Source organism: Saccharothrix sp. 6-C (assembly GCF_016695385.1).
GTDB classification, from domain to species: Bacteria; Actinomycetota; Actinomycetes; order Mycobacteriales; family Pseudonocardiaceae; genus Actinosynnema; species Actinosynnema texasense.
Genome location: NZ_CP064192.1, coordinates 6,896,535 through 6,911,127, shown reverse-complemented (window position 1 = coordinate 6,911,127; position 14,593 = coordinate 6,896,535). Strand labels below are relative to the sequence as shown.

13 protein-coding genes and 1 riboswitch are annotated in these 14,593 nt (G+C 75.3%); of the genes, 11 read left to right on the top strand and 2 right to left on the bottom strand.

Annotation, left to right across the window (positions count from 1 at the left end; genetic code table 11):
* The first annotated feature begins 26 nt into the window (after window positions 1-26).
* Complete coding sequence (locus IOD16_RS29290; protein WP_201436923.1) at window positions 27-1,331, top strand: cytochrome P450; 1,305 nt, start codon at window positions 27-29, stop codon at window positions 1,329-1,331.
* Here the strand turns inward: IOD16_RS29290 and IOD16_RS29285 are convergent.
* Window positions 1,251-2,150 (bottom strand): quinone oxidoreductase family protein, encoded by a 900-nt coding sequence (locus IOD16_RS29285; protein ID WP_201436922.1) that lies wholly within the window; start codon window positions 2,148-2,150, stop codon window positions 1,251-1,253. The genes IOD16_RS29290 and IOD16_RS29285 overlap by 81 nt on opposite strands.
* 101 nt (window positions 2,151-2,251) lie before the next feature.
* On the opposite strand from IOD16_RS29285, the gene IOD16_RS29280 reads away from it, so the two are divergent.
* The 9 genes from IOD16_RS29280 to cobA all read left to right on the top strand — a co-directional run bounded on the left by IOD16_RS29280 (window position 2,252) and on the right by cobA (window position 12,728).
* A complete protein-coding gene (locus IOD16_RS29280; protein WP_201436921.1) occupies window positions 2,252-2,920 on the top strand; it encodes a TetR/AcrR family transcriptional regulator in 669 nt (222 codons plus the stop codon).
* A 72-nt stretch (window positions 2,921-2,992) separates the two neighbouring features.
* A riboswitch (cobalamin riboswitch) is annotated at window positions 2,993-3,064 on the top strand.
* A 57-nt stretch (window positions 3,065-3,121) separates the two neighbouring features.
* The gene (locus IOD16_RS29275) at window positions 3,122-5,191 is read left to right on the top strand and encodes a putative cobaltochelatase (protein WP_201436920.1); all 2,070 of its coding nucleotides are present in this window, start codon (window positions 3,122-3,124) and stop codon (window positions 5,189-5,191) included.
* Window positions 5,192-5,202: 11 nt separating this feature from the next.
* Window positions 5,203-5,817, top strand: a complete 615-nt coding sequence (gene cobO, locus IOD16_RS29270; protein ID WP_201436919.1) for a cob(I)yrinic acid a,c-diamide adenosyltransferase — start codon at window positions 5,203-5,205, stop codon at window positions 5,815-5,817.
* Window positions 5,814-7,187, top strand: a complete 1,374-nt coding sequence (locus IOD16_RS29265; protein WP_201436918.1) for a cobyrinate a,c-diamide synthase — start codon at window positions 5,814-5,816, stop codon at window positions 7,185-7,187. The genes cobO and IOD16_RS29265 overlap by 4 nt, the downstream gene beginning before the upstream one ends.
* Before the next feature lie 65 nt (window positions 7,188-7,252).
* Window positions 7,253-8,356, top strand: coding sequence for a cobalt-precorrin-4/precorrin-4 C(11)-methyltransferase (locus IOD16_RS29260; protein WP_201436917.1), 1,104 nt, complete (start codon window positions 7,253-7,255; stop codon window positions 8,354-8,356).
* Between the two features lies 1 nt (window position 8,357).
* A complete protein-coding gene (locus IOD16_RS29255) occupies window positions 8,358-9,200 on the top strand; it encodes a bifunctional cobalt-precorrin-7 (C(5))-methyltransferase/cobalt-precorrin-6B (C(15))-methyltransferase (protein WP_201436916.1) in 843 nt (280 codons plus the stop codon).
* Window positions 9,197-10,474, top strand: a complete 1,278-nt coding sequence (locus IOD16_RS29250; protein WP_201436915.1) for a cobalamin biosynthesis protein — start codon at window positions 9,197-9,199, stop codon at window positions 10,472-10,474. The genes IOD16_RS29255 and IOD16_RS29250 overlap by 4 nt, the downstream gene beginning before the upstream one ends.
* 101 nt (window positions 10,475-10,575) lie before the next feature.
* The gene (locus IOD16_RS29245) at window positions 10,576-11,367 is read left to right on the top strand and encodes a S1 family peptidase (RefSeq protein ID WP_123746019.1); all 792 of its coding nucleotides are present in this window, start codon (window positions 10,576-10,578) and stop codon (window positions 11,365-11,367) included.
* Between the two features lie 143 nt (window positions 11,368-11,510).
* Window positions 11,511-12,728 carry a uroporphyrinogen-III C-methyltransferase gene (gene cobA, locus IOD16_RS29240; RefSeq protein WP_123746020.1) on the top strand — a complete coding sequence of 406 codons (1,218 nt, stop codon included), beginning with the start codon at window positions 11,511-11,513 and terminating at the stop codon, window positions 12,726-12,728.
* On the opposite strand, the gene IOD16_RS29235 is transcribed toward cobA, so the two are convergent.
* On the bottom strand, window positions 12,673-13,614 hold the full coding sequence (locus IOD16_RS29235) for a hypothetical protein (protein WP_201436914.1): 942 nt from the start codon (window positions 13,612-13,614) through the stop codon (window positions 12,673-12,675). The genes cobA and IOD16_RS29235 overlap by 56 nt on opposite strands.
* A 114-nt stretch (window positions 13,615-13,728) precedes the next feature.
* On the opposite strand from IOD16_RS29235, the gene IOD16_RS29230 reads away from it, so the two are divergent.
* Window positions 13,729-14,583, top strand: coding sequence for an ArsR/SmtB family transcription factor (locus IOD16_RS29230; RefSeq protein WP_236594452.1), 855 nt, complete (start codon window positions 13,729-13,731; stop codon window positions 14,581-14,583).
* The last annotated feature ends 10 nt before the right edge of the window (window positions 14,584-14,593 follow it).

Genomic DNA, 14,593 nt, shown 5'->3' with positions numbered 1-14,593 from the left:
TCGCATCCGACGGCTACGGTGCCGGCGTGGACCTCTTCCAGCCGGAGCCTGCCGACCTGCGCTCGTTGCGGGAGAACGCGCCGGTCCACCGCGACGAGCGCACCGGGATGTGGCTGGTCAGCCGCTACGACGACGTGCGCGCGGTGCTGGCCGACCCGCGCCGCTTCCGCCCGGACAACGCGTTGACCGCGGTCACCCCGATCCCGGGACCGGTGCTGCGGGTGCTGGCCCGCGCCGGGTTCTCGCTGCCGCCGACGCTGGCCAACAACGGCACCGACACGCACGCCGCCCTGCGCCGACTGGTGTCCCGGTTCCTCACCCCGGCCCGGGTCGCCGCCCTGGGGCCGCGGATCGCGGAGCTGACCGCGGACCGCCTCGACCGCCTCCACCGCTTCCACCGACCGGACCGCCTCGACCGACCGGACCGCCTCGACGGCTTCGACCGACCGGACGGGGTCGGCGGTCGGGTCGACCTGCACCCGGCGTTGGCCCGCGACCTCCCCGCGATCGTGCTCCTGGAGGCCATGGGCATCCGGGACGTGGACGTCGAGGCGCTCAAGGCGTGGAGCACGGCGTCGTTGGAGCTGTTCTGGGGTGACGTCGCGGTGGAGCGGCAGCACGAGCTGGCCCGTTCCGCCGCCGCGTTCCACCAGTGGCTGACCTCCCGGATCAAGGCCGCCGACCCGGAGGGCGACGACCTGTTCGGCGCGTTGCGGGCGCAGGGCGTGCCGGTCCGGGACGCGGCCGGGCTCTGCTACTTCCTGCTGATCGCTGGCCAGGAGACGACGACCCAGCTGTTGTGCGCGGCCTTGCACGCGGTCCTGCGGGAGGACGGCCTGTGGTCCCGGCTGTCCGAGCCCGGCGTGGCCGCCGCGTGCGTGGAGGAGGTGCTGCGCCGTGATCCGCCGGTGAGCACCTGGCGGCGGATCACGGCCGAGCCGGTCACCCTCGCCGGGGTGGACGTGCCGGCGGGGGAGCCGCTGCTGCTCATGCTCGCGGGCAGCGGCTCCGACCCGGACGTCTTCGCGGAGCCCGAGCGCTTCTGCCCGGCCAGGCCCGAGGCCCGCAAGCACCTCGCGTTCGGCTTCGGCAGGCACTTCTGCCTCGGCGCCGGGCTGGCCAGGCTGGAGGCGGAGGTCGTGCTGCGGGAGACCGCGCGGCGCTTCCCGGCGCTGCGCCTGGCCTCGGCGGAACCGCCGCCGATGCTGGGCCTGCTGTCGTTCCGCGCGCCGTTGAGCGTGCAGGTCGAGCTAGGGGACCAGCACGACCTTGCCGGTGGTCGCCCGGCTCTCCAGCAGTTCGTGCGCGCGGGCGGCGTCGGCCAGCGGTAGCGCTTCGCCCAGCACCGGGCGCAGGCCCGAGGTGAACGCCCGCCGCACCGTGTCGGGGGTCATGGGGTTGCCGAACCCGAGCACCGCGACGCCCTTGCGGAACACGTCGGACGCGGTCACGTCCAGCGGCTCGCCGCTGGCGAAGCCGAACACGGCCAGCCTGCCGACCCGGTCGCGCAGCAGCTCGAACGACTGCCGCGCCACCGCGCCGCCGACCGAGGAGAACACCACGTCGACCGGCTCGACCCCGGTCGGCCAGTCCGGTTCGCCGTAGTCCACGAGCTCGTGGGCGCCGAGCTCGCGGGCCAGCGCCAGCTTCCGCTCGCCCCGCGCGGCGGCCACGACCGTCGCGCCCGCCCGTGCCGCGACCTGCACGAGCAGGCTGCCGACACCGCCCGCCGCCGCCTCGACCAGCACCCGTTCGCCCGCGGTGAGCCGGACCGCGTCCGCGGCGGCCACCGCAGTCGTGCCTTGCAGGAACAGAGCCAGCGCCTCGTGGTCGGACACGCCGTCCGGCACCTCGGTCGCGTCCTCGGGCAGCAGGGCCAGCTCGGCGTAGCCCTCGCCGAGGGCGAAGCCGATCAGCCGCCTGCCGTCGGGGCTCACGCCGACCACCTCGCCGCCGAGCGCGCCGGGTTCGAGGTCGTACCAGGGCACCACGCGCGAGCCCGTGCCCGACCGGATGATCGTCTCGCCGTAGTTCACGCCGATCGCCGTGACCCGGACCAGGACCTGGCCCGGCCCGGCGACCGGGTCCGGCACCTCCTCGACGCCGAGCACGTCCGCCGGGCCGAACTCGTGGAACCGCACCGCTCGCACAACGCCTCCCGCACATCAAGCGGACCAGCGGTCCGCTTCCTGTCGGCTACCATACGGACTGTCGGTCCGCTTTTGTCAAGCACCCGTCGAGGAGGTCCACGATGCGGAGGGACGCCGAGCGCAACCGCGCCGCGATCCTGGCCACCGCCGCGCGCCTGATCGCCGAGCGCGGCCCGGACGGCTTCTCGATGGACGACGTGGCGACCGCCGCGGGCGTGGGCAAGGGCACGGTGTTCCGCCGCTTCGGCGACCGCGACGGGCTCGTGCGGGCGGTCGTGGACGAGACCTCCGAGTCGTGGCGGGCGCGGGCGGAGGAGCTGTTGGTCGCCGGCGACGTGCCGCCGGACGAGCGGGTGATCACGTTCGTGGCGACCCTGTTCGACCACGTGGTCGCCGCGCTGCCCCTGGTGAGCGCCTTCGAGCGGGTGTCCACGCGCAGCATCGCGTGCGACGCGGACGCCACGCTCACGCACCGACGCCTCGTCGCGTTGATCTCCCGGGTCAAGCCCGGAGCGGACGCCGAGTACCTGGCGCACGCCCTGCTCGCGCAGGTGCGCGCCGACACCCTGCGCCACCTGATCGACCGGTGCGGCCTGGACGTGGCGCGGGTGCGCGCCGGCGTGATCTCGCTCGCCCGGGGCGTGCTGACGGGCGACCTGGCGCCGGGAGTTGACCGGCGGCCGGTCCGGGAGCCGGCTCCGCCGGCCTCCGGCGACGGCTTCGGCACCCTCCCGCTCCGGCTTCGGGCGCCCTCCGGATCTCCGATGTGATCGTGGTCGCCCGCCCGGGGCTTGGAGCGCGCCGGGGGAAGTGCGACGATGCCCAGGCTTGAGGGGGTGCGCGAGGAAGCCGGTGTGAATCCGGCACGGTCCCGCCACTGTGACCGGACCGAGGAGCCCGGGAGTCAGGAACTCGACCCCCGACTCATCGACCGGACACGGGCGTGGACACCCGAGGAAGGACACCGCCGCATGGGCGCGCGTTTTCCCTTTTCCGCTGTCGTCGGCCACGACGACCTCCGCACGGCTCTGCTGCTCAACGCCGTGCACCCCGGTATCGGCGGGGTGCTCGTCCGAGGCGAGAAGGGGACCGCGAAGTCGACCGTGGTCCGCGCCCTCGCCGCGCTGCTCCCCGAGCTGGACGTGGTGCCGGGCTGCCGCTTCGGCTGCGACCCGGCGACACCGACCGACTGCCCGGACGGACCGCACGACCGTGGCGACGACCGCAGCCGCAGCCACGACCACGACCGCAGCGACGACCACGGCCCCGGCGTGGAACGGCGACCGGCCCGGCTGGTCGAGCTGCCGGTCGGCGCGACCGAGGACCGACTGATCGGCTCGCTCGACCTGGAGCGCGCGTTGACCGAGGGCGTCCGCGCCTACCAGCCCGGTCTGCTGGCCGCGGCGCACCGGGGCGTGCTGTACGTGGACGAGGTGAACCTCCTGCACGACCACCTCGTCGACCTGCTGCTCGACGCCGCCGCCATGGGTCGCGCGCACGTCGAGCGCGAAGGCGTGTCCGTGTCGCACGCCGCGTCGTTCCTGCTGGTGGGCACCATGAACCCGGAGGAGGGCGAGCTCCGCCCGCAGCTGCTGGACCGCTTCGGCCTCACGGTCGCGGTCCGCGCCTCGCGGGACGTGCCGACCCGGACCGAGGTCGTGCGGCGGCGGTTGGCCTACGAGGCCGACCCCGAGGGGTTCGCCGCCCGCTGGGCCGAGGCCGACCGGGAGCTGGCCCGGCGGATCGTCGCCGCCCGCGACCGGCTCGGTGACGTGGTCCTGCCGGACGCGGAACTGCGCCGCATCTCCGGGATCTGCGCCGCCTTCGAGGTGGACGGGATGCGCGCGGACCTCGTGGTGGCCCGCACCGCGACCGCGCACGCCGCCTGGCGCGGCGCCGCGGAGGTCGCCGAGGAGGATGTCGAGGCCGCCGTGCGGCTGGCGCTGCCGCACCGCAAGCGCCGTGACCCGTTCGACGAGCCGGGGCTGGAGGAGGAGCAGCTCGACGACGCCCTCCGGCAGGGCGCGGAAGCCGCTCGGGAACCCGAGCCCGACCCAGACGGCCCCGGAACCGACCCCGACGACCCCGGAACCGATCCCGACACCGACCCGGACGGCCCGCCGACCGACCCCGGTGGTCCGGGCGACGGGTCCGGCTCGGAGCTGCCCGCGACCCCTCCGGAGTCCACTTCGGACGGTCAAGGCAACGGCTCGGCCGACCGCTCCCACACCCCGGCGCCCGCGTTCCGCGCCCGGCTGCTCCAGGTGCCGGGCGTCGGCGAAGGCGCGCCGGGCAAGCGGTCACGCGCCCGTGCCCGCACCGGTCGCGTGGTCCGCCCGTCCACAGTGGACGGTTCCGGCCTGCACCTCCTCGGCACGCTCGCCGCCGCCGCGCCGCACCAGGCCGCCCGGGGTCGCAGCGGCCCCGGCCTGCGGCTGCGGGGCGCGGACCTGCGGCTCTCCGTGCGCGAGGGCAAGGAAGGCAACCTCGTGCTGTTCGTGGTCGACGCGTCCGGCTCGATGGCGGCCCGGCAGCGGATGTCGGCGGTCACCGGCGCGGTGATCTCCCTGCTCCGCGACGCCTACCAGCGGCGGGACAAGGTCGGCGTGGTGACCTTCCGCGGCCGGGAGGCCCAGGTCGCCCTGCCGCCGACGAACTCGGTGGACGCGGCGGCGGCCCGGCTGCGCGCCCTGCGCACCGGCGGCCGGACCCCGTTGGCCGACGGCCTGCTGCGCGCCCGCCGCGTGCTGGACGCCGAACGCGTCCGCGACCCGCGCCGCCGACCGCTGCTGGTGCTGCTGACCGACGGCCGCGCGACGGCGACCGGCGCCGGCGGCGACCCGATGCGCGACGCCCTGCGCGCGGCCGGCCTGCTGGCGGCCGACCGGGTGGCGTCGGTCGTCGTGGACTGCGAGCACGGCCCGGTCCGGCTCGGGCTGGCGGCCCGGGTGGCGGGCGCGCTGGCCGCGGCGTGCGTGCGCCTGGAAGAACTGTCCGCAGACCAGGTGGCGGGCGTCGTGCGCGCCGCCCGAGCCGCTTAGGAGCGTCGAAAGTGCCTCAAGGACAACCGTCCGTCGTCCCGGACGACGGCCTCAGCACCCGCCAGCGCCGCAACCGCCCCCTGGTCGTGCTGCACACCGGCGAGATGAAGGGCAAGTCGACGGCCGCCTTCGGCCTCGCGCTGCGCGGGTGGAACCAGGGCTGGTCCATCGGCGTCTTCCAGTTCGTGAAGTCGGCCAAGTGGAAGGTCGGCGAGGAGTCGGCGTTCCGCGCGCTCGGCCGCCTGCACGAGCAGACCGGCGAGGGCGGCCCCGTCGAGTGGCACAAGATGGGCGAGGGCTGGTCCTGGACCCGCAAGCAGGGCACCGAGGACGACCACGCCGCCGCCGCGCGCGAGGGCTGGCAGGAGATCTCCCGCCGGCTGGCCGCCGGGCAGCACGGCCTGTACGTGCTCGACGAGTTCACCTACCCGATGCACTGGGGCTGGATCGACGTGGACGAGGTGGTCGACGCCCTGGCCGCCCGGCCCGGCCACCAGCACGTCGTCATCACGGGCCGGCACGCGCCCGACAAGCTGGTCGCCGCCGCCGACCTGGTGGTGGAGATGACCAAGGTCAAGCACCCGATGGACGCGGGGCAGAAGGGCCAGAAGGGGATCGAGTGGTGAACCGGCTGGTGGTCGCCGCGCCCGCGTCGGGCAGCGGCAAGACCACCGTGGCCACCGGCCTGATGGCGGCGCTGCGCCGCGCGGGCGACAAGGTCGCGCCGTTCAAGGTCGGCCCGGACTACATCGACCCCGGCTACCACTCGGTGGCCACCGGCAGGCCGGGCCGCAACCTCGACCCGGTCATGGTGGGCGAGCACCGGGTGGCGTCGCTGTTCGCGCACGGCGCGAAGGGCTGCGACCTGGCCGTGGTGGAAGGCGTGATGGGCCTGTTCGACGGGCGGGTGGACACCGAGGGCATCGGGTCCACCGCGCACGTCGCCAAGCTGCTGTCCGCGCCGGTGCTGTTCGTGGTCGACGCGCGCGGCCAGAGCCGCAGCCTCGCCGCCCTGCTGCACGGGTTCCGGGGCTACGACCCGACCGTGCGGCTCGGCGGCGTGGTGCTCAACCAGGTCGGCTCCGCCCGGCACGAGCAGGTGCTGCGCGGCGCGTGCGCCGAGGTCGGCCTGGAGGTGCTCGGCGTGCTGCCGCGCGACGACCAGTTCGCGCTGCCGTCGCGCCACCTCGGCCTGGTCACCGCCGCCGAGCACGGCCCGGCCGCCACCGCCGCCGTGGGCGCCATCGCCGACGCCGTCGCGCGGCACGTCGACCTGGAGGCGGTGCGGCGGCTCGCCGCCGAGGTGCCCGCCCTGGCCGTGCCGACGTGGGACCCGCACGCGGAGGTCGAGCGGGTCGAGGGCACGCCGACGGTCGCGGTCGCGGGCGGTGCGGCGTTCACGTTCGGCTACGCCGAGCAGGTCGAGCTGCTCGCCGCGGCCGGCGCGGACGTCGTCGTGGTCGACCCGCTGCGCGACGAGGCGCTGCCCGAGGGCACGGCCGGCCTGGTGCTGCCCGGCGGTTTCCCCGAGCAGCACGCCGCCGAGCTGTCGGCCAACGGGAAGCTGCGCGAGGCCGTCGCCGCCCTGGCCCGCGGCGGCGCGCCGGTGCACGCCGAGTGCGGCGGCCTGCTGTATTTGGCGAACTCGTTGGACGGCGCGCCGATGTGCGGCGTGATCGACGCGGACGGCTCGATGACGTCCCGGCTCACGCTGGGCTACCGCGACGCCGTCGCGCCGCAGGACTCCGTGCTGTCCCGGGCGGGCGCGCGGATCACCGGCCACGAGTTCCACCGCACCGCGCTGAGCGTGCCGCACGGCGCGAAACCGGCCTGGCAGTGGCGCGGCCACGACCTGCGCCCGGTGGCCGAGGGATTCGTGCTCGGCCGGGTGCACGCGTCGTACCTGCACACCCACCCGGCGTCCGCGCCGGAGGCCGTGACCCGCTTCGTGCGGGCCTGCGCGAACGAGTCCGTGCGCTTCGAGGCCACTCGTTAGTGGATCGTGCTCGCGCGGTACGGTCCTTGCCCACCAAGCCGAACACGTCGTGGGGAGCAGTTGTGATGACTGGTCGGGTCTCCTTCGTGGGCGCCGGTCCCGGCGCCGCCGATCTCATCACCGTGCGCGGCGCGAAGCGGATAGCCGAGGCCGACGTCGTGCTGTGGGCCCCCAGCGTGATCGAGGTGGAGTGCGTGCGCGAGCACGCCCGCGCCGACGCCGAGCTGGTCGACTTCTCCCGCGTCACCGACGCCGAGGTGGTCGAGGTGTACCGGCGCGCGTCGGCGGGCAGGCTGAAGGTGGTGCGGCTGCACGCGGGCGACCCGTCGCTGTGGGGCGGTCTGCGCGACCAGCAGGACGCGTGCCAGCGGCTGGGCTTGACCACTGACGTCGTGCCGGGCGTGTCCCAGGTGTCGGCGGCGGCGGCGTCCGTCGGCCGCGAGCTGACCACGTCGGACGTGGCGCAGTCGTTGCTGCTGGTCGGACCCGACACCGCCGAGCACGTCGAGGAGTTCGCCGCGCACGGCACCACGATGGCGATCTCCGCGTCCGGGTCCCGGGCCGGCCTGCTGGTGGAGCGGCTGCGCGCGGGCGGCTACGCCGACGACACGCCGGTCGTGGTGGCGTACAAGGTTTCCCTGCCCGACGAGACGGTCGCGCAGACGACGGTGGGCGAGCTGGAGGCGTGCGTCAAGGAGCACAAGCTCTACCGCACCACGCTGTTCCTGGTCGGCAGGGTGCTCGCGCAGCCCGCGCCGCGCCGCCGCGTCCCGGTGGTCGAGGGCGACGAGCCGGTGCGCAGGCCGCGGGCGTCGAAGTGGGCCGCGCGGGCGAACCGGCCGGTGGTGAAGTCGACCGGCGACTCGGCGTCGGCGGCGGCGTGGTCGGCGGTGCACGACTGGCAGGAGACCGCGCGCACCAAGCGTTCCGCGCCCGCGAGGCCGAAGCCCGAGCCGGTCGGCGAGCCGCTGCTGGAACTGGTCGTCGACGTGCCGGCCACGGCGTCGACGGGGACGTCGGTGGAGGCGTCGGCGGAGCAGGACGCCAAGCCGAAGCCCAAGCCGGTGGTGGCCGCCGCCGCGAAGCGCAAGCCGACCACCGTGCAGGCGAGCACGACGCCGCGCAAGCCGTCCGGCACGCGGACCAAGAAGAACAAGCGCGTGAACTGACGTGGACGTCGTCGCGCTGCACCGCTTCGTCGAGGACGCCGGTCGTTCCTGGGACGACGTGACCGTCGTGGACGCCGGGGCGCTGGGCGTCCGGCACGCGCTGAACGTGTGCCGGGCCAAGCCCGCCGTCGTCGTGGCCGGCGCCGACCCGGCGGAGCTGGCCCGCGGGCTGGCCGGGTGGCGGCGCTCCCTGGTGGTCGGATCGGCCGCCGGAATGTCCACTGTGGACCCTGCGGACGCGGTCGCGCGCCGGTGGTCCGAGCCCGGCGCGATCCTGTGCCTGGCCGAGCAGGGCTTCGCGCCCGCCGGCGAGGGCTGGGCGCTGCCGGACGGCGACTTCGCGCAACGCGACGGCATGATCGCCGTCGCCGAGGTGCGGGCGCTGGTGCTGGCCCGGCTCGCCCCGCGCCCCGGCGTGCTGGTGTGGGACGTCGGCGCGGGCCCCGGCGCGATCGGCGTCGAGTGCGCCCGGCTCGGCGCGGCCGTCGTCGCCGTGGAACGCGACCCGGTGCAGTGCGTGCGGATCATCGCCAACGCCTCCGCGCACGGCGTGGACGTGCGCGTGGTCGAGGCCGAGCTGGGCGAGGCGGGGGAGCTGCCCCGGCCGGACGCGGTGTTCGTCGGCGGTGGTGGCGCGGACGTGGTGCGGCGGTGCGTGCGCTCCGGCGCCCGGCGGGTCGTGGTGGCGACCCCCGACCTGGACCGCGTGCTGCCCGCCCGGGACGCGTTGCTGGAGGCCGGGTACGAGGTCGAGGGCAGCCAGGTGTCCGCCGCCCGCCTGACCGGCGGGACGTTGTCGGCCACCGACCCGGTGACCGTGCTGTGGGGAGTGAAGAAGGCGTGATCGGTGTGTTCGCCGCCGGCGAGCGCGGGCGGCGGGCCGCGGTGGAGCTGGCCGGGTTCCTCGGGCCGGACGCGGTGGTGCCGGACGGCCCGGTCGGGCCCGCGCTGCGCGCCCTGTGGCCCCGGCTGGGTTCGGCGGTGTTCTTCCTCGGCACGGAGGCGACCGTGCGGCTGGTCGCGCCGTTGCTGCGCGACGAGCGGGCCGACCCGGGCGTGGTGTGCGTGGACGGCGGGTTCGCCGTGTCGCTGCTCGGCGGCGCGGACGCCGTGGCCGAACGGGTCGCCGACGTGCTCGGCGTGCAGGCCGTGACCACGTCGGCGTCGGCGGGTTCGCCGCTGGACGAGCTGGTGGAGCTGCTGGACGCCACGGTGGAGGGCGACCTGGCCGCGTGCGGCGAGGCGGTCCGGCTGGGCGAGCCCGTGCTGCTGGCCAACCCGCTCGGCTTCCCGCTGCCGGCGCTGCCGGACAACGTCGTCGTCGCCCGCGGAGAGCGGGCGTCGCACGGCGGGGCGGAGTGGAGCGTGCTGGTGGACGACCGCGTGCCCAAGGGCCCCGCCGAGGACCACGTGGTGCGGGTGGTGCCGCGCACGCTCGTCGTGGGCGTCGGGTCGGGCACGGGCGTGTCGGCGGCGGCCGTGTCGGCGGCGTTGGCGCAGCTCGCGGAGAGGCGCGGGCTGGACCTGCGCGCCATCCGGGCGTTCGCCACGCTGGACCGCAAGGTCGCCGAGCAGGGCATCGCGGACGCGTTGGAGGACTGGGGCTTCTGGCACGACTCGACCACCGTGCCGCTGCTGGCCTACCCGGGCGAGGAGCTGGCGGTGATCCCGGTGCCGAACCCGGCGGAGCTGGCCATCGGCATCCCGAGTGTGGCCGAGGCGGCGGCGTTGCGCGGCGCGATGGAGCTCTCCGGCGGCGGCCGGGTGGAGATCGCGGCCGAGAAGGTGAAGGGCGCCGGGGTGACGGTCGCCGCCGCGCGGGTGCTGCCGCGCGGCCGGTTGGCGCTGGTGGGGCTGGGTCCGGGTGACGCGGACGAGCGGACGCCGCGCGCCGAGGCCGAGCTGCGGCGGGCGTCGGTCGTGGTGGGCAGCGCCGAGTGCGTGGCGCAGGTGCGGCACCTGCTGCGGCCGGGCACGAGGGTGGTGGCGGACGGCGCGGTGCGGCTGGCCGAGGACGGCGCGGCGGTGGCGTTCGTCGAGGCGGGCGCCGGACCGGAGGTTGCCGGGCCGATTCGCGCCGATGTCATCCGCGTGACAGGCGTCACTCGTCAACTGTGAAGTGGTGACGAGCCGTCTAAAGGCGGTTGTCGCTTTCGTCGTCTTGGTCCTAGCTGGAGGGAGCGCCCGCACCCGGGCGCCCCTGCACCGGAAGGATCGACATGGCGAAAACCCTGCGTCGCCTGCTCACCGTCCTGGCCACGGCGGTGGCCGCGATCGGTGTCATGACCGTCGCGCCCGCCTCGGCCGAGACGTCCTCGGACACCGGCGTGTCGCCGTTCATCGTCGGCGGCTCCCGCGTGTCCACCAGCACCTACCCGTGGGTGGTGTACCTGGCCACCAGCACCGGCGGCCAGTTCTGCGGCGGCACGCTCGTCAAGGCGAACAAGGTCGTCACGGCCGCGCACTGCGTCAGCGGCCGGAGCGCGTCGAGCACCCGCGTGGTGCACGGCCGCGACGACAAGCAGAGCACGGCGGGCACGGTGGCCACGGTCAGCTCGATCTGGGTCCACCCCAGCTACCGGACCGCGAGCTCGGGCTACGACGTCGCGGTGCTGACCCTGGGCACCAGCATCAGCTCGACCTACCTGCCGCTGGCCACCCCGTCCGACACGGCGCTGTACGCGGCGGGCACGAGCGCCCGGATCTACGGCTGGGGCACCACGTCCTCCGGCGGTTCGGCCTCGCGGTACCTGCTCGGCGCGACCGTGCCGGTGACGTCCGACGCGACCTGCCGCACGGCCTACTCCAACTACAGCGCGACCGCCATGGTGTGCGCCGGTTACCCGAACGGCGGCACCGACACGTGCCAGGGTGACTCGGGCGGCCCGCTGGTCGCGGGTGGCAAGCTGATCGGCGCCACCTCGTTCGGCCGCGGCTGCGCGCTCGCCGGCTACCCCGGCGTGTACGCGCGGATCGCCTCGTACTACTCGACGATCACCGCGCAGCTGTAACCACCCCGCGACGGGCCCGCGGCCGGGTGCACTCCCGGTCGCGGGCCCGTTCGGCGTGACGTTCCGGACGCCGCCCGCCCGCGTTCCCATGATGTGAAGCACTCGGGTTGGACATGACATGTCCGGTGTGGATGCTTCTACCCATGCACGGTGAACAGCACTACCTCGTGGGCCTGGACCTGACCGGCCGGCGGGTCGTCGTCGTCGGCGGCGGCACGGTCGCGCAGCGCAGGCTGCCCAGGCTGGTCGCGGCGGGCGCGCGGGTGGAGGTGATCTCACCCGAGGTGACCCCGGCCGTCCAGGGCCTCGTCGACGGCGGCGAGGCGGTCTGGCACGCCCGCGAGTACGCCGACGGCGACCTCGACGGCGCCTGGTACGTGCTGGCGTGCACGTCGTCGCCCGAGGTGAACGCGCGGATCACGGCGGACGCCGAGGAGCGCCGCGTGTTCTGCGTGCGCGCCGACGTGGCCGTGAAGGGCACCGCGGTGACGCCGGCGGTCGGCGAGCACGACGGCCTGCTGGTCGGCGTCCTCGCGGGCGGGGAGCACCGCCGGTCCGCCGGGGTGCGCGACGGCCTGCTCTCGGCGTTGCGCGACGGTTCCCTGGCCGACCACCACGACCAGCCGGCGGGCGTGGCGCTGGTCGGCGGCGGCCCCGGCGACCCCGACCTGATCACCGTGCGCGGGCGCAGGCTGCTGGCCAGGGCGGACGTCGTGGTGGCCGACCGGCTCGCGCCGCGCGAGCTGCTGGACGAGCTGCCGCCGCACGTCGAGGTGGTGGACGCGGCGAAGATCCCGTACGGCCGCGCGGCGACGCAGGACTTCATCAACACCACGCTGGTCGAGCACGCCAAGGCGGGCCGGTTCGTGGTCCGCCTCAAGGGCGGTGACCCGTACGTGTTCGGCCGGGGCTTCGAGGAGCTGATCGCGTGCGCCGAGGCGGGCGTGCCGGTCACCGTCGTGCCCGGCGTGACCAGCGCGTTCGGCGTGCCGGCGCTGGCGGACGTGCCGGTGACGCACCGGGGTGTCGCGCACGAGGTGGTGGTCGTGTCCGGGCACGTCGCGCCGGACGACGAGCGGTCGCTGGTCGACTGGCCGGCGTTGGCGCGGCTGCGCGGCACGGTCGTGATCCTCATGGGGGTGGAGCGGGCGGCGGCGTTCGCGGAGGCCCTCATGGCGGGCCGCCCGGGTGACACCCCGGTGTCGGTGATCCAGGAGGGCGGCACCCGCACGCAGAAGGTCGTGCGGTCGACGCTGGCTTCCCTGGCCCCGGACATCGCCGAGCACGGCATCCGCCCGCCCGCGATCATCGTTGCGGGACCGGTCGCCGCGCTGGCGGACGAGCTGCCGTTCCGCGCCTGAGGGCCAGTGCTGCCCCGGCGGCCACGACCACCGCCAGCCCGCCGAGCGCTGCCCAGGTCGTGCCGCCGGGGTGCGTCACCGGCTCGCCCTGCAACGCCTGCCGGACCAGCACCGCGAACAGCCCCGCGTACCCGAGGGCGGCCACCGCGACCAGCCGGGTGCGGACGTGCTCGGCCACGCCCAGCGCGGCCAGGCCGAGCGCCGACAGGATCATCACCTGGAGCCCGTGCATCCCGACGAAGTGCGGCACGCGCAGGTCCCCGCCGGTCGTGCTCCAGCCCGTGATCGGCATGCCGGCGCCGCCGTCGGGCACGCCCACGCTGTGCCCGCCGACCAGCTCGACCTCCCGGCCGGCCGCGTCGACCGCCGTGACGGGCCGGCGCGGTCCCACCATCAGGTAACCCGAGGCCATGCCGAGGATGGCCAGGTAGAGCCCGCCGCGCACGGCCCACCGCACGTCCGGCCGGCCGAAGCGCTGGAAGGACAGCACGAGCGCCAGCACCACGTTGGCCAGGAACATCGCCGGGATCAACGTCCCGAAGGTCAGCTGCACGAACCGGTTCAACGGGTCGTCGGAGCTGTTGTAGTGGGTGAACGTGCCCCGGCCCGCCTGCAGGGCGATCAACCCGACCTCCAGGAACATGATCCCCGCGATCACCGTCGCCGACCCGGACGTCCACCTCCGCCCCCGGTGGGGCAGGGAGAGCAGCCACGACAGCGTCGCGGAGTAGACCGCCAACGACAGCGTGAACTTGAACGGCTTGGCCCACAACGACACGTCCTGCAACAACCGCCCGTCGAGCACCGCCGCGACCGCGCACCCCAGTGCGCCCACCGCCATCACCACGGCCAACCACAGGGTGGGCCGGTGCCAGGTCTTCGTCATGGGGACCAGCGTCGCCGGACGCCCCACGAAGATCACTGGTGCTGCCCCGGCAGTGCGAGGTAGGGCCGGCCCTGCCGCCGGTGGGACAATGGCGGCGAGTGGAACGGGGACGTCGTGGCGGTGTGGGTGCGGCTCGCCGGGGTGGGGCTGGCCAAGGTGAGGTTCGCCTACTCCCCGGTGTTCGAGACCGTGATGGCGGTCGACGGGCTCCGCACACCCGGCGCGCACGCCGTGCACCTGCCGTGGGTGCGGTGGGCGCGGGAGAGGGCCGACGGCATCCCGGGCCTGGGCACGTTGCTGGCCCGGCTGGAGGGCCCGGCGAAACCGGCCGACCTGATGCCCGTGCCGGACGTGCGGATGCCGGACCTGGACGCCGAGCTGCGCCACGTCGCCCAGCCGGAGGCCGACGTGATCCGGCGCTGCCACGACCTCCTCATCGCGCCGCACTGGACGCGCATCACGGCCGTGCTCGAAGCCGACATCGCGGCCCGGGCGGCGACCCTGGCCGACAAGGGCGTGGAGGCGGTGTTCCAGGACCTGCACCCGGAGGTCACGTGGGCCGACGGCGAACTGGTGCTGCACCGCAAGCCCGAGCACCGCGTCGACCTGGCCGAGCGCGGTCTCGTCCTGTGCCCGAGCGTGTTCTGCTGGCCGAAGGCGTGGATCGCGATCGACCCCGTGGGGCAGGGGGTGCTGCGCTACCCGGCGCGCGGCATCGGCACGCTGTGGGAGGAGCGGGGCACGCCGCACGACCTGGCGGCCCTGATCGGCCGGACCCGCGCCCACCTGCTCACGTTGCTGGCCGCGCCGAGGAGCACGACGGACCTGGCGGCGGCGCTGGGTGTCACGGCGGGCGCGGTGTCGCAGCACATCGGCGTCCTGCGGGCCGCGCGGCTGGTCACCACGCGCCGCGAGGGCCGGCACGTGCTGCACATGCGCACCGCCCGCGCCGACACCCTCATGACCTGACCGCGCACGA